The organism is Microbacterium sp. cx-59, from assembly GCF_020805625.1.
Lineage (GTDB): Bacteria > Actinomycetota > Actinomycetes > Actinomycetales > Microbacteriaceae > Microbacterium.
In genome coordinates this window covers 99,033-123,873 of the sequence record NZ_JAJHGO010000007.1, presented here as the reverse complement: position 1 = coordinate 123,873, position 24,841 = coordinate 99,033, and the positions used below count along the sequence as shown (strand labels likewise).

The 24,841-nt window shown below is 68.2% G+C and carries 21 protein-coding genes; 8 read left to right on the top strand and 13 right to left on the bottom strand.

Annotated features, from left to right (window positions below):
• Positions 1-38: 38 nt before the first annotated feature.
• The 7 genes from LMI96_RS08080 to LMI96_RS08050 all read right to left on the bottom strand — a co-directional run bounded on the left by LMI96_RS08080 (position 39) and on the right by LMI96_RS08050 (position 7,290).
• Positions 39-1,190, bottom strand: coding sequence for an ABC transporter substrate-binding protein (locus tag LMI96_RS08080; RefSeq protein WP_228361098.1), 1,152 nt, complete (start codon positions 1,188-1,190; stop codon positions 39-41).
• A gap of 69 nt (positions 1,191-1,259) precedes the next feature.
• Positions 1,260-2,036, bottom strand: a complete 777-nt coding sequence (locus LMI96_RS08075) for an ABC transporter permease (RefSeq protein WP_228361097.1) — start codon at positions 2,034-2,036, stop codon at positions 1,260-1,262.
• Entirely contained in the window at positions 2,036-2,851 is an 816-nt protein-coding gene (locus tag LMI96_RS08070; protein ID WP_223722410.1) for an ABC transporter ATP-binding protein, read from the bottom strand. Before LMI96_RS08070 ends, LMI96_RS08075 begins: the two co-directional genes overlap by 1 nt.
• Positions 2,848-3,816 (bottom strand): ABC transporter permease, encoded by a 969-nt coding sequence (locus LMI96_RS08065; RefSeq protein ID WP_374197918.1) that lies wholly within the window; start codon positions 3,814-3,816, stop codon positions 2,848-2,850. The genes LMI96_RS08070 and LMI96_RS08065 overlap by 4 nt, the downstream gene beginning before the upstream one ends.
• Positions 3,813-4,829, bottom strand: coding sequence for a TIGR03842 family LLM class F420-dependent oxidoreductase (locus tag LMI96_RS08060; RefSeq protein ID WP_223722411.1), 1,017 nt, complete (start codon positions 4,827-4,829; stop codon positions 3,813-3,815). The genes LMI96_RS08065 and LMI96_RS08060 overlap by 4 nt, the downstream gene beginning before the upstream one ends.
• Before the next feature lie 158 nt (positions 4,830-4,987).
• Complete coding sequence (hydA, locus tag LMI96_RS08055) at positions 4,988-6,430, bottom strand: dihydropyrimidinase (RefSeq protein ID WP_228361096.1); 1,443 nt, start codon at positions 6,428-6,430, stop codon at positions 4,988-4,990.
• Positions 6,431-6,441: 11 nt separating this feature from the next.
• On the bottom strand, positions 6,442-7,290 hold the full coding sequence (locus LMI96_RS08050; protein ID WP_228361095.1) for a nitrilase-related carbon-nitrogen hydrolase: 849 nt from the start codon (positions 7,288-7,290) through the stop codon (positions 6,442-6,444).
• Between the two features lie 255 nt (positions 7,291-7,545).
• Between LMI96_RS08050 and LMI96_RS08045 the strand changes: the two genes are divergently transcribed.
• From LMI96_RS08045 to LMI96_RS08030, 4 genes are all read left to right on the top strand, one after another.
• Positions 7,546-8,727 carry a sensor histidine kinase gene (locus tag LMI96_RS08045; protein WP_228361094.1) on the top strand — a complete coding sequence of 394 codons (1,182 nt, stop codon included), beginning with the start codon at positions 7,546-7,548 and terminating at the stop codon, positions 8,725-8,727.
• Positions 8,724-9,371 carry a response regulator transcription factor gene (locus tag LMI96_RS08040; RefSeq protein ID WP_228361093.1) on the top strand — a complete coding sequence of 216 codons (648 nt, stop codon included), beginning with the start codon at positions 8,724-8,726 and terminating at the stop codon, positions 9,369-9,371. Before LMI96_RS08045 ends, LMI96_RS08040 begins: the two co-directional genes overlap by 4 nt.
• A gap of 93 nt (positions 9,372-9,464) precedes the next feature.
• Positions 9,465-10,238 carry an ABC transporter ATP-binding protein gene (locus tag LMI96_RS08035; protein WP_228361092.1) on the top strand — a complete coding sequence of 258 codons (774 nt, stop codon included), beginning with the start codon at positions 9,465-9,467 and terminating at the stop codon, positions 10,236-10,238.
• 89 nt (positions 10,239-10,327) lie between these two features.
• A complete protein-coding gene (locus LMI96_RS08030) occupies positions 10,328-11,716 on the top strand; it encodes an FtsX-like permease family protein (RefSeq protein WP_228361462.1) in 1,389 nt (462 codons plus the stop codon).
• Between the two features lie 129 nt (positions 11,717-11,845).
• On the opposite strand, the gene LMI96_RS08025 is transcribed toward LMI96_RS08030, so the two are convergent.
• The gene (locus LMI96_RS08025; RefSeq protein WP_228361091.1) at positions 11,846-12,199 is read right to left on the bottom strand and encodes a hypothetical protein; all 354 of its coding nucleotides are present in this window, start codon (positions 12,197-12,199) and stop codon (positions 11,846-11,848) included.
• Positions 12,200-12,499: 300 nt separating this feature from the next.
• Here LMI96_RS08025 and LMI96_RS08020 point away from each other — a divergent pair, with 300 nt between their 5' ends.
• Entirely contained in the window at positions 12,500-12,718 is a 219-nt protein-coding gene (locus LMI96_RS08020; RefSeq protein WP_228361090.1) for a hypothetical protein, read from the top strand.
• On the opposite strand, the gene LMI96_RS08015 is transcribed toward LMI96_RS08020, so the two are convergent.
• Together LMI96_RS08015 and LMI96_RS08010 are read right to left on the bottom strand one after the other, a co-directional pair.
• Positions 12,715-13,518, bottom strand: a complete 804-nt coding sequence (locus LMI96_RS08015) for a response regulator transcription factor (protein ID WP_228361089.1) — start codon at positions 13,516-13,518, stop codon at positions 12,715-12,717. The two genes, LMI96_RS08020 and LMI96_RS08015, sit on opposite strands and share 4 nt — an antisense overlap.
• Positions 13,519-13,653: 135 nt before the next feature.
• Positions 13,654-14,157: a hypothetical protein gene (locus tag LMI96_RS08010; protein WP_228361088.1), complete on the bottom strand. Its 504-nt coding sequence runs from the start codon at positions 14,155-14,157 to the stop codon at positions 13,654-13,656.
• 107 nt (positions 14,158-14,264) lie between these two features.
• Here LMI96_RS08010 and LMI96_RS08005 point away from each other — a divergent pair, with 107 nt between their 5' ends.
• Positions 14,265-14,888: a 2-phosphosulfolactate phosphatase gene (locus LMI96_RS08005; RefSeq protein ID WP_228361087.1), complete on the top strand. Its 624-nt coding sequence runs from the start codon at positions 14,265-14,267 to the stop codon at positions 14,886-14,888.
• Between the two features lie 102 nt (positions 14,889-14,990).
• On the opposite strand, the gene LMI96_RS08000 is transcribed toward LMI96_RS08005, so the two are convergent.
• The 3 genes from LMI96_RS08000 to LMI96_RS07990 all read right to left on the bottom strand — a co-directional run bounded on the left by LMI96_RS08000 (position 14,991) and on the right by LMI96_RS07990 (position 17,097).
• Positions 14,991-15,479 (bottom strand): SprT-like domain-containing protein, encoded by a 489-nt coding sequence (locus LMI96_RS08000; protein ID WP_223722419.1) that lies wholly within the window; start codon positions 15,477-15,479, stop codon positions 14,991-14,993.
• A 29-nt stretch (positions 15,480-15,508) separates the two neighbouring features.
• Entirely contained in the window at positions 15,509-16,036 is a 528-nt protein-coding gene (locus tag LMI96_RS07995; RefSeq protein ID WP_228361086.1) for a hypothetical protein, read from the bottom strand.
• 194 nt (positions 16,037-16,230) lie between these two features.
• Entirely contained in the window at positions 16,231-17,097 is an 867-nt protein-coding gene (locus LMI96_RS07990) for a spermidine synthase (protein WP_228361085.1), read from the bottom strand.
• Positions 17,098-17,375: 278 nt separating this feature from the next.
• On the opposite strand from LMI96_RS07990, the gene rpoB reads away from it, so the two are divergent.
• Together rpoB and rpoC are read left to right on the top strand one after the other, a co-directional pair.
• Entirely contained in the window at positions 17,376-20,879 is a 3,504-nt protein-coding gene (rpoB, locus tag LMI96_RS07985; RefSeq protein WP_223722422.1) for a DNA-directed RNA polymerase subunit beta, read from the top strand.
• A 40-nt stretch (positions 20,880-20,919) separates the two neighbouring features.
• A complete protein-coding gene (gene rpoC / locus LMI96_RS07980) occupies positions 20,920-24,795 on the top strand; it encodes a DNA-directed RNA polymerase subunit beta' (RefSeq protein WP_223722423.1) in 3,876 nt (1,291 codons plus the stop codon).
• Positions 24,796-24,841: the final 46 nt, after the last annotated feature.

Sequence of the window (24,841 nt, the reverse complement as noted above, 5' to 3'; positions counted from 1 at the left end):
GGGGGGGCCCCCGGGCCCCCCCCGCCCCGACTTCGGTGTTACGCCCCGCCCTCCGTGAGCGTGACGTCGATCGGGGCGAAGTCCGCCCCGGTGAGGTCGAGTCCCGCGTCCGCGAGCTCGTCGAGAGCCTTCTGGATCCACTCGTTGGAGTACGCCGTGGCGGGCGGCTCCTCGGTGATGAGGTGGGCGCCGGTCTCGTTGACCGCGGCGAGGGCGCCGGCGACCGTCTTGTCCCAGGCGGCCTCGTCGATCACGCCGATCCCGCCCTCGGACGGCCAGATGAGCTTGTTCGTCTCATTGACCATCCAGAGCTCGTGGCTCGGTCCCCATCCGGAACCGGCCGCGATCGTGATCTCGGACGCTTCCTCGGGGTTCTCGGCCGCGTACGCCCAGCCCTTGATGACGGCCTTCAGGAAGGCGACCGTCGTCTCCTGGTACTCGGTGTCGCCCTCGAGGCGTTCGGTGTCGGCCCAGATCGCGTCCTGCAGCATCGCGCCGGCGGTGTCCTCGTAGCTGATGACGTTGAAGTCATCGGGCGTGTAGAGCTCGCCGGTGTCGGGGTCGACGGTCTCGAGCAGCTGCGCGTACTCGTTGTAGGTCATCGCCTGCGCGGCATCGATGTCGCCCTGCAGGAAGGCGTTCATGTTGAAGTCCTGCGTGATGATCTCGACCGTCGAGGCGTCGAGCCCCTCGGCCGCCATCGCGGCGAAGATCTCCCACTCGTTGCCGAAGCCCCAGGAGCCGATCTTCTTGCCCTCGAAGTCGGCGACCGAGTCGATGCCGGAGTCTGCCCACGAGACCTGCAGTGTGCCGGAGCGCTGGAAGATCTGCGCGATGTTGGTGAGGTTCGCGCCGGCCTCGATGGATCCAAGAACCTTCGGGACCCACGCGATCGCGTAGTCGACGTCGCCGTTCGCGAGCGCGTCCTGCGGCACGATGTCGCCGCCGGAGGGGATGATCTCGACGTCCAGTCCTTCCTCTTCGAAGAAGCCCTGGTCGACGGCGGCGAAGTAGCCGGCGAACTGCCCCTGGGGCAGCCACTGCAACTGCAGTTTCACCGACGTCAGTTCGTCGTCGCCGGTGGCGGCCGGCTCCGCGTCGCTATCGCCCCCCGAGCAGGCGGCGAGAACGAGGGCGCCGACGGCGGCGAGTGAGGCGGCCGTGAGCATGCGGCGAGTGCTGTGTCTCATGTCGTTCCTTTCATGTGCGGTGGTGCATTCCGCGGCGCCCGGGTGGCGCAGGGACGAGGGTGGGTGCCGTCAGTGTCGGCGCCGGACGGCGGCGCGCTCCAGCAGCAGGGTGACGACGTAGAAGAGCAGTCCGAGCAGGATCGCGGCGAACACGTACGCCCAGGCGCGCGCGTAGGCGCTCGTGGCCGCCGAGGTCGAGATCATGGCGCCGAGCCCGCCACGGGGTCCGCCGAAGTACTCGGCAACGAGGGCGGAGATCACGGCGAGCGAGGAGGCGAGGCGGATGCCGGTGAACACGAACGGGAGTGCCGTCGGGAGCGTGACCGCGCGCAGCACCTGCCCGGACCCCGCCGCGTACGCCCGCATCAGGTCGCGGTGCACGGGCAGCACCTGCCGGAAGCCGCGCAGCGTGTTCACGAACACGGGAACGAACGAGGCGAGGGCGGCGATCGTCTGGCGACCGACCTGGCTGTCGGCGCCGAACATCGAGTTCAGCACCGGCGCGAGGGCGACGATCGGGATGACGGCGAGCCCGGCGACGACCGGCGCGGTCATCAGATCGAGGATGCGCCAGCGCGCCGCAAGTGCCGCGAGGGCGATTCCGAGCAGCGCTCCCACAATCAGGCCCACGAGCGCGTTCGTTCCCGTCGTGAGCGCGGCGGCGCCGATCGCGGGCGCGAACGCGAGGAACTCCTCGACGATCTCGGCGGGACCGGGCAGCAGATAGTCGTCGACCCCGCCGAGGCTCACGAGCACCTGCCACAGCACCAGTGCGAACACGCCGACGGACACCGGCGCGACCACACGCAGCCAAGTGCGCTCGCCGCTGATCGCGGCCGACGACATCATCGGTTCTCCACGCCCCGCGGCGCGGGTGCGCCCTGGTGCAGCGCTTCGCGAACGGCCGTCACCATCGCGAAGAACGTCTCGTCCTCGCGGAGCGCCTCGGTGCGCGTCGCGCCCTCCAGCTGCATAGGAACGATCTCCTGGATCCGGCCGGGGCGCGGAGACATCACGACCACCCGGTCGGAGAGGAACACGGCCTCGGGGATGGAGTGCGTGACGAACACCACGGCCGCCCCGGTCTCGCCGCAGATGCGCACGAGCTCGGTCTGCATCCGCTCCCGGGTCATCTCATCGAGTGCGCCGAACGGTTCGTCCATCAGCAGCAGCTTGGGGCTCTCCGCGAGCGCGCGAGCGATCGCGACGCGCTGCTGCATTCCGCCCGACAGCTGGTCGGGGTAGCGGTCGGCGACGTCGGCGAGCCCGACCATCGCGAGGAGGTCCGCCACCCGTGCGCCGCGCCCCTTCACGCCGTGCAGCTCCAGCGGCAGCGACACGTTGCCCGCGACGGTCCGCCAGGGCAGCAGCCCCGCCTGCTGGAACGCGATGCCGTAGTCCTGGTCGAGGCGGGCGCGCGCCGGGGGCTTGCCGAACACCGAGATCGTGCCGGCGGTGGCCTGGTCGAGGTCGGCGATCAGTCGCATGAGCGTCGACTTGCCGCATCCGGACGGTCCGATCAGCGAGACGAATTCGCCCGGGGCGACGTCCAGGTCGATGCCCTGCAGGGCCTGGACCGGTCCGGTTCGCGTCGCGAACGTCTTGTCGACGCCCGAGATATGGACGGCCGGTGGGGCCGTGGTGCTGCGGTCGATGCTCACGCGTTGTCCTCCCCGCGTCGGTAGTTCTTGAGTACGGCGCCGAGCAGAGCCACGAACGCGGCGGATACGAGCCCGAGCGCGATGGCGCCGAAGATCGGGCCCCAGGGCTTCGCCGGATCGCCCGATGCCTGCCCGGCGTACTGGATCAGGATGCGGCCGATGCCGCCCTGAAGGCCGGTGGATACCTCGGCGACGACGGCGCCGACGACGGCGCCCGCCGCGCCGAGCCGGAGCGCGGGGATGAGGTACGGGACGGCGGCCGGGAGGCGCAGGTGCAGGAGCGTCTGCCACGAACTCGCGGCGTATGTGTGCAGCAGTTCGGTGTGGATGCGGTCGGGGGACTGGAGCCCCCGCAGCGCGCCGACCGCGACCGGGAAGAACGCCAGATAGCTCGCGATCAGCGCGACGCTCATCCAGTCCTCCCACTCGAACGAGCCGATCTCGATCCGCGAGCCCCAGCTCTTCACGATGGGGGCGAAAGCGATGAGCGGTACGGTCTGGCTGAGCACGATCCAGGGGAGGATCGCCCACTCCGCGATCCGCCAGCGCTGCATGAGGAGCGCGAACGCGAACCCGACGATGACGCCGACGATCCAGCCGACCGCGGCGATCCCGAGGGTGACGAGGGCGGCGAGCAGCACCTCGAGCCAGAGCGGACGCGCGGTCGGTGAGGAGGTCACCGGTTCGAGCAGGCGGGTCGCCATCTCCCAGATGTGCGGCATCGCGAGGTCCGTCGTCCGCGGCAGCACACGCAGCTCCCCGATCACGACGCCGTCCGCGGGGCCGAGGAACTTGTACAGCTCCCACAGCACCGCGACCGCCACGACGCCCGCGAGGCCGTAGGCCCCGGCGCGCAGCATCCGTCCGCCGCTCGCGCTCTTCTTCCGCCCGCGAGACGTCAGTGGGGCCTCGAGACGTTGGTCCGGAACCACCGTCTCGTCGCCGAACTGCGGTTTCGTCGTCATCGCTTGGCGGTGATGTGCTCGGAGAGCGCGGGGATGACGGTTTCGCCGTAGACCCGCATCGTCTCCTCCTTGTTGTCGTGCTGGAGGTAGCCGGCGAACTGGGTCACGCCGATCGCGCGAAGCTGTTCGAGCTTGGCGATGTGCTCTTCGGCGGTGCCCAGGATGCAGAACCGGTCGATGATCTCGTCGGGCACGAAGTCGACGTGGTCGTTGCCGGACTTTCCGTGCGAGTTGTAGTCGTAGCCCTCGCGGCCCGCGATGTAGTCGGTGAGCGCTGCGGGAACATCTCCCTCGGTGCCGTACTTCGAGACGATGTCGGCGACGTGGTTGCCGACCATCCCCCCGAACCAGCGGCACTGGTCGCGCATGTGGTCGATGTCGTCGCCGATGTACATCGGGGCGGCGACGCAGAAAGCGATCGACTCCGGGTCGCGGCCGGCGGCGGCGGCGGCATCCTTGACGACCTTGATCATCCAGGCGGCGATGTCGACGTCGGCCAGCTGCAGGATGAAACCGTCGCCGACCTCGCCGGTCAGCTTCAGGGCGAGCGGACCGTACGCGGCGACCCACACGTCGAGTTCCGATCCCCGGCTCCACGGGAACTGCAGTGTGGCGCCGTTGTACTCGACCGCGCGGGAGTTGCCCAGTTCGCGGATGACGTGGATCGACTCGCGCAGCTCTCGGAGGGTCGTCGGCTTGCCGTTCGTCACCCGCACGGCCGAGTCGCCGCGACCGATGCCGCAGATCGTCCGGTTGCCGTACATCTCGTTCAGTGTGGCGAAGACGGATGCGGTCACGGTCCAGTCGCGCGTCGCCGGGTTCGTCACGAACGGCCCGACGGTCACCCGCCTCGTCGCGTTCAGGATGGCGGAGTGCACGACGTACGGCTCCTGCCACAGCAGGTGCGAGTCGAACGTCCACACGTGGCTGAAGCCGTGGGCCTCGGCGAGCTGTGCGAGCTGCACCGTGCGGGATGCGGGCGGGTTGGTCTGCAGGACGACGCCGAAGTCCATGTCGTTCCCCCTTCTTACTGCTGTCTGTCTGGGTGCCCCGGTCGATGTCCCACTATTTGCCATCCATGTCCCACTATTTGCCGTTCTGACAGCGGCAAAGCGGCAAAAAGTGGGACATGGGTGGCAGACCGGGGGGAGCTCGCCTGGGGGAGCTCGCCTCAGATGAGGTACTGGCTGAGGCCGCGTGGGATGTAGCGGCCGTCGCCCGCGCGACCGAGGTACGCGCCGCTGTCGACCACGACCTTGCCGCGCGAGAGGACGGTGTCCACGTGGCCGTCGATCTCGAAGCCGTCCCACGCGGAGTAGTCCATGTTCATGTGGTGCGACTTGCCGGGGCCGATGCCGATCGAGGTGTGGCCGTTCGGGTCGTAGACGACGACGTCGCCGTCGGCGCCGGGCTGGATGACGCCCTTCTTCCCGTACATGCCGAACATCCGCGCCGGCGTCGTGCTGGTGAGCTCGACCCAGCGAGGCAGGGTGATCTGGCCGGTGACGACGCCCTGGTACATGAGGTCCATCCGGTGCTCGACCGACCCGATGCCGTTGGGGATCTTCGAGAAGTCGCCGATCCCCATGTCTTTCTGGCCCTTCATGCAGAACGGGCAGTGATCGGTGGAGACCATCTGGATGTCGTTCGTGCGCAGGCTCTGCCACATGTGGTGCTGGTGGCCCTCGTGCTTCGAGCGGAGCGGCGTCGAACACACCCACTTCGCGCCCTCGAAATCGCCCCACTCCTCGCTCGACGCGCCGAGCTGGTCTTCGAGGCTGAGGTAGAGGTACTGCGGGCAGGTCTCCCCGAACACGTTCAGGCCGCGGTCGCGGGCGGCGGCGATCTGTTCGACCGCCTGCTTGGCGCTCACGTGCACCACATAGAGCGGTGCGCCGGTCAGGTCGGCGATCATGATCGCGCGGTGGGTGGCCTCTTCCTCGGCCTGCCACGGGCGGGTGGTGCCATGAAAGTACGGCGACGTGTGCCCTGCATCCCGTGCCTGCTGCACGAGGACGTCGATCATCGCGCCGTTCTCGGCGTGCATCATCATCATCGCGCCGTTGTCGGCGCCCTTCTGGAACGCGCGCAGGATCTGGCCGTCGTCGGAGAGGAACACGCCCTTGTAGGCCATGAAGAGCTTGAAGCTCGTCACGCCCTCGGCGATCAGCTCGTCCATCGCGGTCAGCGAGGACTCCTGCACGTCCGACAGGATCTGGTGGAAGCCGTAGTCGATCGCGCAGTTGCCGGCTGCCTTCTCCTGCCAGGCGTAGTACTGCTCGAGGATGTTCTCCTCCGGGTACTGCACGACGAAGTCGACGATCGAGGTGGTTCCGCCGATCGCCGCCGCGCGGGTGCCGGTCTCGAAGGTGTCCGAGGCCTGCGTTCCCCCGAACGGCATCTCCATGTGGGTGTGCGCGTCGATGCCGCCGGGGATCACGTACTTGCCGGTCGCATCGACGACCGTGTCGACGGATGCGGTGAGGTCGTGCCCGAGCAGGGTCGACCCGGGAGCGAGAACCGCGACGATGGTCTCGCCGTCGATCAGCACATCCGCCTCGCCCGTGCCGGTCGCGTTGACGACGGTGCCGCCGGTGATGAGTGTCGTTGCCATGACGGGTCGCCTTACGGTGCCGAGATCGGGCCGTAGGAGTCCGGCCGCCGGTCGCGGAAGAACTGCCAGTCGTCGCGCATCTCCTGCACGAGGTTCATGTCGAGATCCCGGATGAGGATCTCTTCGTGCTCGGAGGATCCGCGCTCGCCGACGAAGTTGCCGCGCGGGTCGATCACCTGGCTGGTGCCGTAGAAGTCGACGGCGAGGTCGCCGTACTCGTTGTCTTCGCGCCCGACGCGGTTCGGCTGCAGCACGAAGTAGCCGTTCGCGACGGCGGCGGCGGGTCCTTCGACCTCCCACAGGCGGTTGCTCAGACCGGGCTTGGTCGCGTTGGGGTTGAACACCATGTGCGCGCCGTTCAGGCCGAGGGCGCGCCATCCCTCCGGGAAGTGCCGGTCGTAGCAGATGTAGAGCCCGACCTTGCCGACGGCGGTGTCGAAGACGGGGTAGCCGAGGTTTCCCGGACGGAAGTAGAACTTCTCCCAGAACCGGTCGAGGTGGGGGATGTGGTGCTTGCGGTACGAGCCGAGCACGGAGCCGTCCGCATCCACCATGACGGCGGTGTTGTAGTAGACGCCGGTCTGCTGCTCCTCGTAGATCGGGAGCACCATCACGAGACCGAGTTCCTTCGCGAGAGCGGCGAAGCGCTGCACGATGGGGCCGTCCACGGGCTCCGCGTAGCCGTAGTACTTCTTGTCCTGCGTGATGCCGAAGTAGGGGCCGTAGAAGAGCTCCTGGAAGGAGATCACCTGGGCGCCCTGCGCCGCAGCCTCCCTCGCGAACCCCTCGTGCTTGTCGAGCATCGACGCCTTGTCGCCTGTCCAAGTCGTCTGCGTGATCGCTGCGCGGACCGTCGTCATCGTCGCCTCCAAGTGGGTGAACCGGGTGTGCGGAACCATATCGTTCACGGGAGTCGCCGGCTACGGCGACGGGTCCGTCCCCGTGGGGTCATCTTTCGGGATCGACATTTCTCGGCCGTTTCGCCCTGTGACGGGGTGGTTAATGCTCCCGTGTATCCGCGGGCGGGGAGCGGGAAGGCCGCGCTCGGGAACGGGCGTGGCGGGATACATCGACAGACGGATGCCGCGGCGGGCGCCGCGCCGTAGCGTGGAGGAGTGTTCCGTCCTCTGAAGACCTGGCAGCTCGTCGTCGACGTCGGCGGCGCCCTCGTCTTCATCGTGCTGTTCGGCGGCCTCTTCGCGTCCGGCGGTGCCGATTCTCCGCTCCAGGAGTTCTTCGTCGCCCTCGGGATGGCGGCGGCGCTCGCGGTGCGACGGAAGTCGCCGGCGTTGTCTCTCGCGCTCGCGTGGGTCACCGCGATCGCGCAGATGGCGCTCGGGATGACGCCGACGGCCGCGAACCTCGCCGTGTTCGGGGTGCTGTACGTGACGGCCGCCTACGGATCGCGGCTCGTGTTCTGGCTGGGCTTCGCGTCATCCTTCGTCGGTGCGGCGGCGATCGCGCTCTACCTGGTCGTGGTGATCCCCGCCTTCACTGGAAGCACGATCGCGGTCGGCAACCTCCCGATCCTCCTGTTGGTGATGCTCGCCGCCGGCTTCGCCCTCCTGCTGTCGTGGACCGCGGGCGCGCTCGTGCGGACCGCCGCCCGCGCAGCGCAGAACCGGATCGCCCGCGACCGCGCGCAGGGCGAGGCGGCCGCGGAGCAGGAGCGGGTGCGGATCGCCCGCGACATGCACGACGTCGTCGCGCATTCCCTCGCGGTCGTCATCGCGCAGGCCGACGGCGCGCGGTACGCCGCGGCGGCCAACCCGTCGGTGGCGACCGCGGCGCTCTCCACGATCTCCACGACGGCACGCGCTGCCCTCGCCGACGTGCGGATGCTGCTCACCCAGCTGCGGCACAGCCAGGGCGACGGGCCGCAACCCGGGATCACCGACCTCGACGATCTCTTCGCGCAGGTGCGGGCGGCGGGCGTAGATCTGCGGATCGAGGTCGCGCCGCTGCCGCCGGACGATGTTCCGGCATCCGTGCAGCTCGCGGTCTTCCGCATCCTGCAGGAGGCCCTGACCAACGCGCTCCGGCACGGGGGTGCGGGGCCTGTCCGCGTGCACCTCGCCTGGCACGGCGACCGTTGCGACCTCGCCGTGCGCAATCCGCTGCCCCCGCGCAGCGCCGCACGTGCGGGGCTCGACATCGACGCGGTCGAGCGCGGCCCCGGCCACGGCATCATCGGCATGCGCGAGCGTGCGCAGCTCGTGGGCGGGTCGCTTCGGGTCGGACCCGACGACGATCAGTTCGTCGTCACGGCCACCCTTCCGATCGGAGAGCGCTCATGAAGAACACCATCCGCGTGGTGCTCGTCGACGACCAGGGTCTCTTCCGGGCGGGCATCCGGATGCTGGTCGATTCGCAGAGCGACCTCGAGGTCGTCGGCGAAGCCGCGGACGGCCGCGAGGCGATCGCGGTCGTCCGCGCGACGCGGCCCGACGTCGTGCTGATGGACATCCGGATGCCGGTGCTCGACGGTCTCGCCGCGACCGCCGAACTGCTGCAAGACCCGGATCCGCCGCGGATCGTGATGCTCACGACCTTCGATCTCGACGAGGCCGCCGCCCGCGCCATCCGTCAGGGCGCGAGCGGGTTCCTCCTGAAGGACGCGGACCCCGAGTTGCTGCTGGCGGCGATCCGCACCGTGCACGCGGGATCCGCCGTGATCGCCGCCGCCGCGACCCGCGATCTCTTCGCGCGATTCGCGGATGCGGCACCCGCCCCGGTGCCGTCGACCTTCCTCACCCTCACCGAGCGCGAGCGGGAGATCTTCGCGCTCGCCGCGAGAGGGCTCTCGAACGCCGAGATCGCGGGCCGCGAGTTCCTCTCCGAGGCGACGGTGAAGACGCACATCAGTCGGATCCTCGCGAAGCTGTCGCTGCGCGACCGGGTGCAGCTCGTCGTCTTCGCCTTCGAGCACGGTCTGGCCTGAGCAGCATCCGGTTCGGATGTCATCCTCCGGATGTAGACCGGCCGCGACCTCGGGCCGACGCGGCGGGCAGGCCCCGATTTCTAGCGTCGGGGTATGCACATTCCTTCCAGCGAACTCGGGCTCGCGGCCCGCGTCCAACGACTCACGAAGACCTACGGCACCGGCGACGGCGCCGTGCGCGCGCTCGACGACGTCGGTGTCGGCATCCGCCGCGGTGATTTCACCGCGATCATGGGCCCGTCCGGATCGGGCAAGTCCACGCTCATGCACATCATGGCGGGCCTCGACGCCCCCACCGGCGGCAGCGTGTGGATCGGTGACACCGAGATCACCGGGCTCTCCGACCTCGACCTGACGATCCTCCGGCGACGGCGGATCGGGTTCGTGTTCCAGTCGTTCAATCTCGTGCCGACGCTCGACGCGCTCGGCAACATCATGCTGCCCTTCGACCTCGACGGACGCCGCCCGACCGCGCTCGAGCGGGCACGGATCGATGGCCTCATCGAGAGTCTGGGGCTCACGGGGCGACTGCGGCACCGGCCGCACCAGCTCAGCGGGGGACAGCAGCAGCGCGTCGCGATCGCCCGCGCCCTTGCGACCGCGCCGGATCTGGTGTTCGCCGATGAACCGACCGGCAACCTCGACTCGCGCACCGGGCGCGAGGTGCTGGGGCTCCTTCGCGCCGCCAGTCGCGACCACGGCCAGACGATCGCGATGGTCACGCACGATCCGATCGCCGCGAGCCACGCCGACCGCGTGCTGCACCTGGCCGACGGCCGCGTGGTCGCCGACCAGCGCGGGCAGACGGCCGAGGAGATCTCGGCCTTCATGCTCGCCGCCGAGCTCGGTGCGGAGGCGTCGGCGTGAGCGCCGGTGTTCTCGCCCCGACCGATCGCGGCGGGGAACGACGGATGCCGCGGGCCACCGCATCCGTCGCCTGGATGCGTGAGCGCGGGATGGGAGCGAGCGTGCTCGTCGCGACCATCTCGACCGCATTCGGGGTGGTGCTGCTGTCGGCGACGGGGTTCATCTCGGCGATGCTGCGCGCAAACCCGTACATCGGCGACAGCGAGATGCTCGCCGTCGTGCTCGCGATCCTGTCGATTCTGCTGGTCGGGGTGGCGGTGTACGTCGCCTCGATCGTGACGGCGAACACGTTCGCGACGGTCGTGGCCGGGCGCACGCGCCGGATCGCGTTGCTGCGGCTGATCGGTGCGTCGGCGCGGTCCCAGCGCACCGAGATCGCCCGACAGGGACTCCTCGTCGGTGTGGGCGGGGCGGTTCTCGGGCTTCTCGTCGGGATCGGCGTCGCGGCGGTCGGTGTCGCTCTTGCCGAGCGCGCGCTCGGGCTGCCGGACCTCGCGTTCCCGCTGCTGCGGGTCGAGCTGCTGGCCCCGGCGTTCGTCGTCGCTCTCACGACGTGGGCTGCCGCGTGGGCGGGCTCGCGCCGGGTGCTGACGGTCACGCCGCTGCAAGCGCTCGCCGGATCGGTCGAGCGCACCCACGAAGCCGTCGGCGGTCGGCGCGGCCGGAACGTCGTCGCGCTGGCGCTGCTGATCGTCGGCGTCGCGCTCCTGGCGCTCGGCATCCTGGCGGGACTCCTGTCACCGCTCGGCGTCGTGATCGCCTTCGGCGGCGGGCTGCTGTCGTTCACGGGCCTCATCCTCGGGTCGACGCTCATGATGCCGCCCGTGCTCCGCCTGGTCGGCCGACTGTTCGGCGACTCGGCGACGGCGCGGCTCGCGGCGGAGAACGCGTTGCGCTATCCCGAGCGATCCAGTCGGATGGCGATCGGCGTCGTCATGGGCGTCACCCTCGTGACGATGTTCGCCGTCGCGATCGAGTCGACGAAAGCCCTCCTCGAGCGGTCCGCCGACGGCGCCCTGCCCACCGAGATGGCCACGATCCTCGACACCTTCTCGGCGATCATGATGGGGCTCGTGGCCGTCAGTGCGGTCATCGCCGGAGTAGGACTCGTGAACCTGCTCACCATCGGCGTCGTGCAGCGCCGCCGGGAGCTCGGACTGCTCCGCGCCCTCGGTGTCTCGAACGCGCAGGTGCGCCGGATGGTCCTTCTCGAGGCCGCGCACATCACCGTCACCGCGACGCTCACGGGCCTCGTGCTCGGCGTCGTCTACGGCTGGGCCGGCGCCCAGTCGCTGCTCGGCACGGTTCCCGGAGATCCCGACCAGTACAGCGGCCCCACGTTCGTGCTCCCGGCCGTGCCGCTGATCCCCGTGCTGGTCATCGTCGCGGCGACGGCAGTACTGACGCTCATCGCCGCCGTCGTCCCGACGCGCCTCGCGACGCGGGTGACCCCGGTCGCCGCCCTCGCGGAGGGGTAGACCGTGCGGCGCGGGCCCGGTCGACGAGGCACCGCCCCGCCCGAGAGCGGGCTGATGTCGACTCAGTACCCGGGGCGAGCGCGGGAACAAGCGAGCGAACGGTCGCCAGCCTGTCACGGCCGGCACCGCTCAACGGGAAAGGGGGCGAAGTCGATCCGCGGTCACGGGGAAAGACACCGGATAGAAGAGCTGGGTCGCATTCGTGTCGCCCCATTCGTCCTTCTTCACGCGGATTCCGGCAGGGGAGACCTCCGCGATCCGTACCCGCAGCCAGGAACCGACGTCCAACCGCAGCTCGTATGGGTCGGCGAGATAGCCCAAGCCGAGGTCGTCGAGAGTCTCTTCCGCGCGCATCCAGTCGACGACGTCGGTTTGCGGTCGGCCGAGCAGATCGATGGCAACGAACCCATCGCCGACGGGGTACATCCACCCGACACGCTCGCCGTCGTCCGGGCGCCGGTGTTCTATCCAGTCCGCGTCCACGCGTCCAGGGTAACGATTTCTTGGTGAGCGGAGCGGGCGGGGGGGGTCACGAATGGGCGCCGGCAGTGTCATCCACGTCATGCGCCCACGTCGGCGCGAGCGCACGGATACGGGCACCTCGCCATGCAACGCGTCACCTGTATGGGAAGGAACACACAGCAGTTACGGGCAACGCACTGTGTGCACCGTTCAGAGATCTGGACGGTTCCTGCACGTGTCTCCGACTGTCGCGAGACGTTGTCTTGACGTGCGTTTCATAGCGTCGATGCCACGGAGATCTTGCAGACGGAGGCGGACGACATGGGATCGATCAAGAAGCGCAGCTCGAGTGACGCGGGTGTGATGGGACTGGCTGTCGTCGCTGCAGCAACCGTGGTGAAGGTGGCGTGCGTGCTCGTCTCGGCCCTCCTGCCCGATGCTGATCCGGATTTCCTCCGATCCACAGCTACCAGCTGGGATATGGCCGTCTTCACGGTCCTCGGCGGCTACTTCGTGGTCAGGCGACCGCCCGGTCCCTAGGTGCTCACCATCTTGTAACCGACCGAGCGCACCGATTCGATGTGGGAATCCTCTCCGAGCTTCTGCCGCAGGTTCGCGACGTGTGTTCTATATCGTGCCGAACCGCCGAGCTCGCTGACTCCTTGATCGAAGAGGGCATGTCCGATCATCTCGAATGTCACGACATTCGGCGCGTTGCGGACCAGCGCCTCAAGGATGTTGAACTCCGTAACCGTGAGGCGAACGGGGCCGCCGTCGACGCTCACTGTCCTGGTCGGCGGATCGACTCTGATCCCTTCCCAGACGTATGCCGCATCATCGGGAGGAAGTCGCGCTGGCTCCCGTTCAGCATCCTCTTCGACCAGTCCCAGGGAAGAGGAGGCTGTGCTCTGCGTCAGATCGCGCGTCGCGATGGGGATTCTTCGCATCCCGGCCTCGATGCGAGCTCGAAGCAGTCGCGGCACGAACGGCTTCGTCACGTAGTCATCAGCACCAGCACTCAGACCCATCATCATGTCCGCCGGCTCATCGAAGCTCGTGACCATGATGATGTAGCCCGTATACCCCGACGTGCGCAGTCGCCTGGTCGCCTCGAATCCGTCAAGGCCGGGTACGGCGATGTCCATGGTGATGAGGTCTGGCTGGTACGCCCTCGCGGCTCGGATCCCATCGATGTGGTTGCCGACAGAGATCGTCGAGAAGCCGGCAGATTCGAGAATCTCGCCAAGAAAAAGTCGAATATCGGGATCGTCTTCCACGATCACCGCCGTCCGATTCTGAGGCGAATCCGCGGCGTGGGTGTGATTCGAGCTGTAGGTCACTCGCTCATCTTTGCGGACCCCACGCGTCAACAGGAAGCGGCTCGAGGGAAACGGCACTCAGGTCGTTTCGCAGACGTTCCGGACATGAGCACTCGCGTGGAGAGCACCCGCCGATCGAACCACGCGCCCTCTCGCTCAGCGGTCGGCCGCGGCATCCCCGTCGTGCGCCCAGGTGGGGGCGAGGGCGCGGATGCGGGCACCTCGCCACTGCCAGGCCGCCCAGAGCCCGGGCCAGAGGAGCGGTGCGACGCGGCCGCCGATCACGAGTCGATCACGCCAGAGGGTCCTGCCGGGTTCGCCGGGCGCGGGGGAGATGGCCATCTGGTGGTCCCAGACATCGAGCGAGGCGAGCGGACCCGACAGCGGCGTGCCGCTGTCACGGAAGATCCGCACGTCACCGTGCTGCTCGGTGACGACGCGGTCGCTCACCGAGATCAGCTGCGCTCCGAGCGGCAGGAGCCCGCTGAGGAACAGCCCCACGGCCGCATCGTCGCCCGGCTGCCAGCTGGTCGGCAGCGGCGCCATCGGCTGCATGTCGACGAACGGACCGTAGAGCTCCGCGACCGCTCGGGGGGAGTGGAGCGCGCGCCAGGCCGCATCCGGATCGCAGTCGATCGTGAACTTCAGCAGGATGCGCACGCCACCAGTGTGGCACCGCCACCGGCGGAGACCCCGGGGGCTTGCCCGCCGCGTCGCAGAGCGTCATGCGCGGGCGGCACCCGGATCGTCCGTTCTACGCTGGTCCGATGCCCACCGCGTTCGACCAGTCCCGCTATCAGATCCGCGTCGAATGGGGCGTCGACGGCCTCGCCCGGCTCGCCCCGTCGGACGTCGTGGTGGTCGTGGATGTGCTGACCTTCTCCTCGCAGGTGACGGATGCGGTCGCCGCCGGCGACGGCATCCTCCTGGCCACCGGTCTCGCCGCGGGGGAGGAAGCGGCATCCGTCGTCACCGCCGCGGCCGCATCCGGTGCGCACGTGCTCCTCGGCTCGCTCCGCAACGCGGCCGCGGTCGCGAAGGAGGCGCTCGCCGAACAGCAGCGGCGCGGCGCGCGTACCTCGATCGCGGTGATCGCCGTGGGCGAGCGCGCCGGCGCGGCGACTCGGTTCGCCGTCGAAGATCAGCTGGGCGCCGGCGCCATCATCGACGCGCTCGGTGCGCTGGGCATCGACCACACGTCTCCCGAGGCGGCGGCCGCGTGCGAGGCGTTCCGTGGTCTGCGCGCCGCCGTGAGGCACCTGCTCACGGCCAGCGGATCCGGTCAGGTGCTGATCGAAGCCGGGCGTCGCGACGACGCGCTCGCGGCGGCCCAGGTCGACGCGACGCACGTGGTGCCCGTCCTCCGCGACGGGGTCTTCGTCTCGGTCTGAGGCTGCGCGCCGGTCGCTGCGCTTCGGGCGCTGGGCTGCATCCAGGGCGTCCCCTGCGCGTCAGTCGCTGCGCGTCAGCCGCTCCGTGCCGATCGCTGCGCATCAGCGCGGAGTGAGTGCGGCGACGCGCTCCGCGCGGGTGATCTCGCGCCGGGTCCACGTGAACGCGTGGCGCGGGTCGAACCGCGGGGCGCAGATCGCGCAGGACGTCTCCCGTGTCGCGCGCCGGTGTCGGTACGCGACATGACCGGCCGGGCACACCCCCACCCACGGGGCCAGTTCCACCGCCGTCTCGCCGGCGTGCGTCGTGCCGCCGATGTAGCCGAGCTCTTTCGCGACCCGCTTCCACCGCGGACCGTGCCCGGCCTCGGCGCCCGCGACCGCGTGCGCGACCTCGTGCAGCAGGGTCTGATGGTTCGTGTCGTCGTCGTAGCGTGCGGAGAGATACCGCGAGACGCTGATGCGCTTCCGACTGAAATCGCACAGCCCGGCACGGCGCTTCGCGTTGTCGAAACCGAAGCTCCACGAATCGTCGAGGTGGAGGGCGATCAGGGCATCAGCCCAGACGCGGATGCGCTGCAGATCCGACATGATCCGAAACTAGATCCGGGGTCCGACACTCAACTCGCGACGGATGCCGCCACCCGGCGTCGGTCGACGGCGTCGATCGCGAGCAGGGTCGATTCGAGCTGATCCTCGGGCGCGCCGGCCTGCTGGCGGAAGAACAGCTCGCGCTTGAAGTCGGCGCGCGCGCCGTCCAGGTCGTCGTCGTCCAGGCGCACCATGCCGCGGTGATGGCTGGCGAACGCGGCGATACCGGCCCAGCCGTGCCCCTCGGCCTCTGCGGCGCAGGCCGTCAGCTCCTGCTCGGCCGCGGCGAGCTGGCCGCGTTCCTGCTGGATCGTGGCGTGCAGGATGCGGGCGCGCAGCAGGTCCTTGCGGGTGCCCGCCATCCGCGCCGTCCGTACGGACTGGTCGGAGATCTGCAGAGCCTCGTCGAAGTCGCCGGTCACCTTGAGCAGCCACACGCGCTCGAGGAGCGCCGGAAGACTGCGCTGCGGGCCGATCTCGGCCAGCCGCTCCCGGCATTCGCGCTCGTCGACGATCTCGCGCAACGTGTCCGGGTGGTAACCCCTGATGTAGCTCACGACTCTCCCTCCGCGATCGGTTCTTCCAGTGTGCGGGATGCCCCGCGCCCTCCCCGCCTCCCACGCCGACGACCCCTCCGCCGACCCACCCCCTTGTCTTCGACCCACCCCCTTTTACCCCGCTCGCTGAGGGGTGGCTCGGCGACAGAGGGGTGGGTCGGCGACGTCAGGAGTGGGACGTCAGGGGGGCGACGTCAGCGCTCGAAGACCGAGGAGGCGGGCATCGGCGACGGGGTGGCATCGGCATCCGTCGCGGGACTCGCGCCGCGGGCGAAGTCCTCGAGCTCCTCGCCGTGCGCGACCTTCGCCGGATGGGGGCCGGCGGCCATCAGTCGCGGCAGCCACTCGGTGGGGAGCGGAGCGGCGGATGCGGCGATCACGAGGTTGCCGAAGCGGCGGCCCTTCAGCGTCTGCACCTCGGCGAGCAGCGCGATCTCCGGCAGCACGGCGCGCACGGTCGCGACCTGCCGGCGCGCGAACGCAAGGCCCGAACCGTCGGCGACGTTCACCAGCAGCACGCCGTCGGGGGCGAGGAGGGCGGCCGCGGCGCGGTAGAACTCGACGGTCGTCAGGTGCGCCGGGGTCTGCGCGCCGGCGAACACGTCCGCCACCAGCAGGTCCACGTTGCCGACGAGCGCCGCGGGAAGACGGCCGAGACCCTCGCGGGCGTCACCGATCCGGATACGGATGGCCGCGCCGCGGGGGAGCGGTAGCTCGGCGCGCACCAGCTCGACCAGTGTGGGCTCGAGCTCGATCACCTGTTGGCGGGACCCCGGGCGAGTGTGCTCGATGTAGCGGGGGATCGTCAGGGCGCCACCGCCGAGGTGGACGGCGGTCAGGGGTTGGCGCGGCATCCGGAGCTGGTCGATCACCGCGCCCATCCGCCCGACGTATTCGAAGTGCAGGTGGGTGGGGTCGTCGAGATCGACGTGCGACTGCGGGGTGCCGGCGACCTCGAGCTCGTACCCGCTCGTGAACCCCGAGGGGACGATGCGGGCGATCGTGCCGTCCGAGAGGCGCGCCTCGGGACGAGGGACATCTTCGCGTCGGGCCCGGGCCATGGCTTCACCGTAACCCCCGCCGAACCGCACCGCTCACACCCCCGCGGCGCGCGTATACCGCAGGTCGCGAAACTCGTCAAGAATCCGACTGGACATCGTGACATCCCCGACCTATAGTTGGTAGTTGCGCTCCGATTCCCCCTGTCTTCATATGGTGGTCGGCTGTGCGTACGTGCCCCCGCAGATTGCGGCGTGAGGTGCGAACGCGTGGGGATCGATTCGAGCACTCCATCTGACACGAGGATCACAGGCCCTATACGGGCCATGGAGGTTATCCCTTGGCTGCCGCGCCCCACGCAAGCACCCCCACCACCAAGACCCCCAAGAACGGACGCGGAGCATCCCGCCTCTCGTTCGCCAAGATCTCCGACACGCTCGAGGTCCCCGACCTTCTCGCGCTGCAGACCGAGTCATTCGACTGGCTCGTCGGCAATGACGCCTGGAAGCAGCGCGTCGCGGAGGCCGAGGCCGTGGGCCGGACCGACGTGCCCGGCACGAGCGGTCTGGAGGAGATCTTCGAGGAGATCTCCCCCATCGAAGATCTCAGCGAGACGATGCAGCTGAGCTTCACGAACCCGTATCTCGAGCCCGAGAAGTACTCCATCGAGGAGTGCAAGGAGCGCGGCAAGACGTACGCCGCCCCGCTCTACGTCGAGGCCGAGTTCATGAACCACCAGACCGGTGAGATCAAGACGCAGACGGTCTTCATGGGCGACTTCCCGCTCCAGACCGGCAAGGGCACGTTCATCATCAACGGCACCGAGCGTGTCGTCGTGTCGCAGCTCGTGCGTTCGCCCGGCGTGTACTTCGACCGCGTCGCCGACAAGACGAGCGACAAGGACATCGTGTCCGCCCGCGTCATCCCTAGCCGTGGTGCATGGCTCGAGTTCGAGATCGACAAGCGCGATCAGGTCGGCGTCCGCATCGACCGCAAGCGCAAGCAGTCGGTCACCGTCTTCCTGAAGGCCCTCGGCCTCACCAGCGAAGACATCACGACCGAGTTCGCCGGCTTCGCCTCGATCGAGGAGACGCTGGAGAAGGACACGATCCTCACCAAGGAAGACGCCCTCCGCGACATCTACCGCAAGCTCCGTCCGGGCGAGCAGGTCGCTGCCGAGGCCGCCCGCGCGCTGCTCGACAACTTCTACTTCTCGTCCAAGCGTTACGACCTCGCGAAGGTCGGTCGCTACAAGATCAACCAGAAGCTCGGTCTCGACAAGCCGCTGTCCGACTCGGTGCTCACCGTCGAAGACATCGTCGCGACGATCAAGTACCTGGTTCGCCTCCACCGCGGCGACGCCACGTTCGAGGGCATCCGCGGCGGCAAGCAGGCCGAGATCCGCATCGACATCGACGACATCGACAACTTCGGCAACCGCCGCATCCGCGCCGTCGGCGAGCTCATCCAGAACCAGGTCCGCACGGGTCTGTCCCGGATGGAGCGCGTCGTTCGCGAGCGCATGACCACGCAGGACATCGAAGCGATCACCCCGCAGACCCTGATCAACGTGCGCCCCGTCGTCGCCGCGATCAAGGAGTTCTTCGGAACCTCGCAGCTCTCGCAGTTCATGGACCAGAACAACCCGCTCGCGGGTCTGACCCACAAGCGCCGCCTGTCGGCGCTCGGACCGGGTGGTCTGTCGCGTGAGCGCGCCGGTGTCGAGGTGCGCGACGTGCACCCCTCGCACTACGGCCGCATGTGCCCGATCGAGACCCCGGAAGGCCCGAACATCGGCCTGATCGGTTCGCTCGCCTCGTTCGCGCGGATCAACTCGTTCGGTTTCATCGAGACCCCGTACCGCCGCGTCGTCGACGGTCAGGTCACGGTCGACATCGACTACCTCACCGCCAGCGAAGAGAACGACTACATCGTCGCTCAGGCCGGTGCCGCGCTCGACGCCGAGGGTCACTTCACGCAGGACCGCGTGCTGGCCCGTCGCGGTCAGGGTGGAGAGGTCGACCTGTTCCCGGTCGATGAGATCGGCTACATGGACGTCTCCCCGCGCCAGATGGTGTCGGTGGCGACCTCGCTCATTCCGTTCCTCGAGCACGACGATGCGAACCGCGCCCTCATGGGTGCGAACATGCAGCGTCAGGCTGTGCCGCTCGTGCGCAGCGAGTCGCCCGTGGTCGGTACCGGTATGGAGGGCTACGCCGCGATCGACGCCGGCGACGTCGTCACCGCGCAGAAGCCCGGTGTCGTCGCCGAGGTGTCGGCCGATGTCGTCACCATCCAGCTCGACGAGGGCGGCACGCAGGACTACTTCCTGCGCAAGTTCGACCGCTCGAACCAGGGCACGTCGTACAACCAGCGCGTGGTCGTTTCCGCGGGTGAGCGCATCGAGGCCGGCGAGATCATCGCCGACGGCCCCGCGACGGAGAACGGCGAGCTCGCGCTCGGCAAGAACCTCCTCGTGGCGTTCATGACCTGGGAGGGTCACAACTTCGAGGACGCGATCATCCTGAGCCAGGAGCTCGTGAAGGACGACACTCTCTCCTCGATTCACATCGAGGAGTACGAGGTCGACTCTCGCGACACCAAGCTCGGCAAGGAAGAGATCACTCGCGACCTGCCGAACGTGAGCCCGGACCTGCTGAAGGACCTCGACGAGCGCGGCATCATCCGCATCGGTGCCGAGGTTCGCCCCGGCGACATCCTGGTCGGCAAGGTCACGCCCAAGGGTGAGACCGAGCTCTCCGCCGAGGAGCGCCTGCTCCGCGCGATCTTCAACGAGAAGAGCCGCGAGGTACGCGACACGTCCCTGAAGGTGCCTCACGGCGAGCAGGGCACGATCATCGCGGTCAAGGAGTTCAACGCCGAAGACGGCGACGACGAGCTCGGCTCGGGCGTCAACCGTCGGGTCGTCGTCTACATCGCCCAGAAGCGCAAGATCACCGAGGGTGACAAGCTCGCCGGTCGTCACGGCAACAAGGGCGTCATCGCGAAGATCCTGCCGGTCGAGGACATGCCGTTCCTCGCCGACGGCACGCCGGTCGATGTCATCCTGAACCCGCTCGGTATCCCCGGTCGAATGAACTTCGGTCAGGTGCTGGAACTCCACCTCGGTTGGATCGCTCAGCAGGGCTGGAAGGTCGAGGGCACCCCCGAGTGGGCCGCCAGCCTCCCGAAGGCCGCGTGGGAAGCCCCCGCCGGCACCAAGGTCGCCACCCCGGTGTTCGACGGTGCGTTCGAGGACGAGATCGCGGGTCTGCTCGACTCGACGCTCCCGACCCGCGACGGTGACCGACTCATCGACCGCACGGGTAAGACCAAGCTGTTCGACGGCCGCTCGGGCGAGCCCTTCCCGGCGCCCATCTCGGTCGGCTACATGTACATCCTGAAGCTGCACCACCTCGTGGACGACAAGATCCACGCGCGTTCCACCGGCCCCTACTCCATGATCACGCAGCAGCCGCTGGGTGGTAAGGCGCAGTTCGGCGGACAGCGATTCGGTGAGATGGAGGTGTGGGCGCTCGAGGCATACGGTGCCGCGTACGCCCTCCAGGAGCTCCTCACGATCAAGTCCGACGACATCCTCGGCCGCGTCAAGGTGTACGAGGCGATCGTCAAGGGCGAGAACATCCAGGAGCCCGGCATCCCAGAGTCCTTCAAGGTGCTCATGAAGGAGATGCAGTCGCTCTGCCTGAACGTCGAGGTCCTCTCGGCCGACGGCACGCCGGTCAACCTCCGCGACACCGATGACGACGCCTTCCGTGCAGCGGAAGAGCTGGGCATCAACATTTCGAGCCGCTTCGAGTCCTCGTCGATCGACGAGATCTGATCCGGCCAGGCGACGAACAGAATCCGACACAGGAGAACTAGTGCTCGAATCAACCACTTTCGATCAGCTTCGCATCGGCCTGGCGACAGCCGACGACATCCGTCGTTGGTCATTCGGTGAGGTCAAGAAGCCCGAAACAATCAACTACCGCACGCTGAAGCCGGAGAAGGACGGTCTCTTCGGAGAGCAGATCTTCGGACCCAGCCGTGACTGGGAGTGCGCCTGCGGAAAGTACAAGCGGGTCCGCTTCAAGGGCATCGTCTGCGAGCGCTGCGGCGTGGAGGTCACCAAGTCCTCCGTCCGTCGCGAGCGCATGGGCCACATCGAGCTCGCCGCGCCCGTCACGCACATCTGGTACTTCAAGGGCGTGCCCTCGCGTCTCGGCTACCTCCTGGACATGGCACCGAAGGACCTCGAGAAGGTCATCTACTTCGCCGCCTACATGGTGATCTCCGTGGATGAGGAGGCGCGTCACCGCGACCTCCCCACGCACGAGAACAACCTGCGTCTGGAGCTCAAGAACCTCGGCGACCGCCGCGACGCCCGTGTGGCTGCGCGCATGGCCAAGCTGGAGGAGGAGCTCGCTGCCCTCGAGGCAGAAGGCGCCAAGGCCGACCAGAAGAAGAAGGTCAAGGACGCCGCCGATAAGGACATGGCCGGCATCCGCAAGAACGCCGACGAGCAGATCGGCAAGCTGGAGCGCGTCTGGGAGGACTTCCGTTCTCTCGAGGTCGGCGCCCTCAAGCCCGAGGACGACGTCTTCAACGAGCTCGTCGACCGCTTCGGTCAGTACTTCGAGGCCCACATGGGTGCGGAGTCGATCAAGCGTCGCCTCGAGGCGTTCGACCTGGCCGCCGAGTCCGAGAGCCTGCACCTGCAGATCTCGGAGGGCAAGGGCCAGCGCAAGATCCGCGCGATCAAGCGTCTCAAGGTCGTCAACTCCTTCCTGACCACGGGCATGAGCCCGGCCTCGATGGTGCTCGACGTCGTTCCGGTGATCCCGCCGGAGCTGCGCCCGATGGTGCAGCTGGACGGTGGCCGCTTCGCGACCTCCGACCTGAACGACCTCTACCGTCGCGTGATCAACCGCAACAACCGCCTCCGTCGCCTGATCGACCTCGGTGCCCCCGAGATCATCGTCAACAACGAGAAGCGGATGCTGCAGGAGGCCGTCGACGCACTGTTCGACAACGGCCGCCGCGGTCGTCCGGTCACGGGCACGGGTAACCGCGCGCTGAAGTCCCTGAGCGACATGCTGAAGGGTAAGCAGGGCCGGTTCCGTCAGAACCTGCTCGGCAAGCGCGTGGACTACTCGGGCCGTTCGGTGATCATCGTCGGACCCCAGCTGAAGCTGCACCAGTGCGGTCTGCCCAAGCAGATGGCCCTCGAGCTCTTCAAGCCGTTCGTGATCAAGCGTCTGATCGATCTCGGTCACTCGCAGAACATCAAGGCCGCCAAGCGCGCCGTGGAGCGCACCCGGCCCGAGGTCTGGGACGTGCTCGAGGAGATCATCCGCGAGCGTCCGGTGCTCCTCAACCGTGCGCCCACGCTGCACCGTCTCGGCATCCAGGCCTTCGAGCCTCAGCTCGTCGAGGGCAAGGCGATCCAGCTGCACCCGCTCGTCTGCGCCGCGTTCAACGCGGACTTCGACGGTGACCAGATGGCCGTCCACCTGCCGCTGTCGGTCGAGGCCCAGGCCGAGGCACGCATCCTGATGCTCGCCTCGAACAACATCCTGAAGCCGTCCGACGGACGCCCGGTCACCCTGCCCTCGCAGGACATGATCATCGGCCTCCACCACCTGACCACGGTCAAGGTGGGCGCCGCAGGCGAGGGTCGCGTTTTCGGTTCGGTCGGCGAGGCCATCCTGGCGAAGGACGAGGGCACCCTCGACCTGCAGGCCAAGGTCCGCATCCGCGTTCCCGGTCTGACGTTCCTCGAGGGCGAAGCGCCCGAGGGCTACGAGCGTCACGGTCTGGTCGACGCATCGCTCGGTCAGGCGATCTTCAACGACACCCTCCCGAAGGGCTACCCGTTCGTTCGCGAGCAGGCAGACAAGGGCAAGCTGTCGCAGATCGTCAACAAGCTCGCCGAGGAGTACCCGAAGGTCGAGGTCGCTGCATCGCTCGACCGGATCAAGGACGCCGGCTTCCACTGGGCCACCCGTTCGGGTGTCACCGTGGCGCTGAGCGACGTGCTCACCCCGCCGAACAAGGCGCAGATCATCGCGGGCTACGAGAAGCAGGCCGCGAAGGTCCAGTCCCAGTACGAGAAGGGCCTCACGACCGACGCCGAGCGTCGCCAGGAGCTCATCAAGATCTGGACGGCGGCGACCGACGAGGTTCAGGTCGCGATGCGTGCGAACTTCCCGGAAGACAACACGATCAACCGCATGGTGTCCTCGGGCGCCCGTGGTAACTGGCTGCAGATCCGGAACATCGCCGGTATGCGAGGCCTCGTGAACAACCCGAAGGGTGAGATCATCGCCCGCCCGATCATCTCCTCGTACCGCGAGGGTCTGTCGGTGGCGGAGTACTTCATCGCGACGCACGGTGCCCGTAAGGGTCTGGCCGACACGGCCCTCCGTACGGCTGACTCGGGTTACCTCACGCGTCGACTCGTCGACGTCTCGCAGGATGTCATCATCCGCGAAGAGGACTGCGCGACCTCGAAGGGTCTCGAGCTCCCGATCGCTGCGGCCGGCGCCGACGGCGTTCTCGTCAAGGACGCGAACGTCGAGAACTCGGTGTTCGCCCGCACGCTGTCTTCGGATGTCGTGGACGAGTCCGGCACGGTTCTCGCCCAGTCCGGCGACGACGTGGGTGACGTGCTCATCAACAAGCTCGTCGAGGCCGGTGTCACCTCCATCAAGGTGCGCTCGGTCCTCACCTGCGACTCAGCTGTCGGTGTGTGCGCGAAGTGCTACGGCCGTTCGCTCGCAACCGGCAAGGTCGTCGACATCGGCGAGGCCGTCGGCATCATCGCGGCCCAGTCGATCGGTGAGCCCGGAACCCAGCTGACGATGCGTACCTTCCACACCGGTGGATCCGCGTCGGCCGAGGACATCACGCAGGGTCTGCCGCGTGTCCAGGAGCTGTTTGAGGCGCGTACCCCGAAGGGTGCGTCCCCGATCGCCGAGGCCGACGGTCGCATCACGATCGAGGAGACCGACAAGCAGAAGAAGGTCATCCTCACGCCCGACAACGGTGACGAGCCGCATGTCTACCCGGTCCTCAAGCGCGCCACCCTCCTCGTCGAGGACGGCCAGCGCGTCGAGGTCGGTCAGGCCCTCCAGGTCGGCACGCTCGACCCGAAGGAGATCATGCGCGTCATGGGCGCCCGCGAGGTGCAGAAGTACCTCGTCGGCGGTGTGCAGGGCGTGTACCGGTCGCAGGGTGTGCCGATCCACGACAAGCACATCGAGGTCATCGTGCGTCAGATGCTGCGGAAGGTCACCGTGGTCGACCACGGCGACACGAAGCTGCTGCCCGGTGAGATGGTCGACTCGCGTCGCTTCATCGACATCAACCGCCAGACGGTCGGCGAGGGCAACCGCCCCGCATCCGGCCGCCCGGAGCTGATGGGTATCACCAAGGCGTCGCTCGCGACCGAGTCGTGGCTGTCGGCCGCGTCGTTCCAGGAGACCACCCGCGTCCTGACGCAGGCGGCCATGGAGGGCAAGAGCGACCCGCTGGTGGGCCTCAAGGAGAACGTCATCATCGGAAAGCTGATCCCGGCCGGAACCGGACTTGCGAAGTACCGCAACGTCACGGTCGAGGCGACGGAGGAAGCCAAGAGCGAGCGGTACCCCAACCGCATCTTCGCGTCCGACGGTGCGTACAGCGATTCCGACCTGAGCTACGTCGACTTCGACAGCTTCTCGACGGACGACTTCACGCCCGGTACCTACAACTAAGCGAGGCGAAAGCCGCACGAGTTCGCTCGTGCGGCTGAAGCCTTCC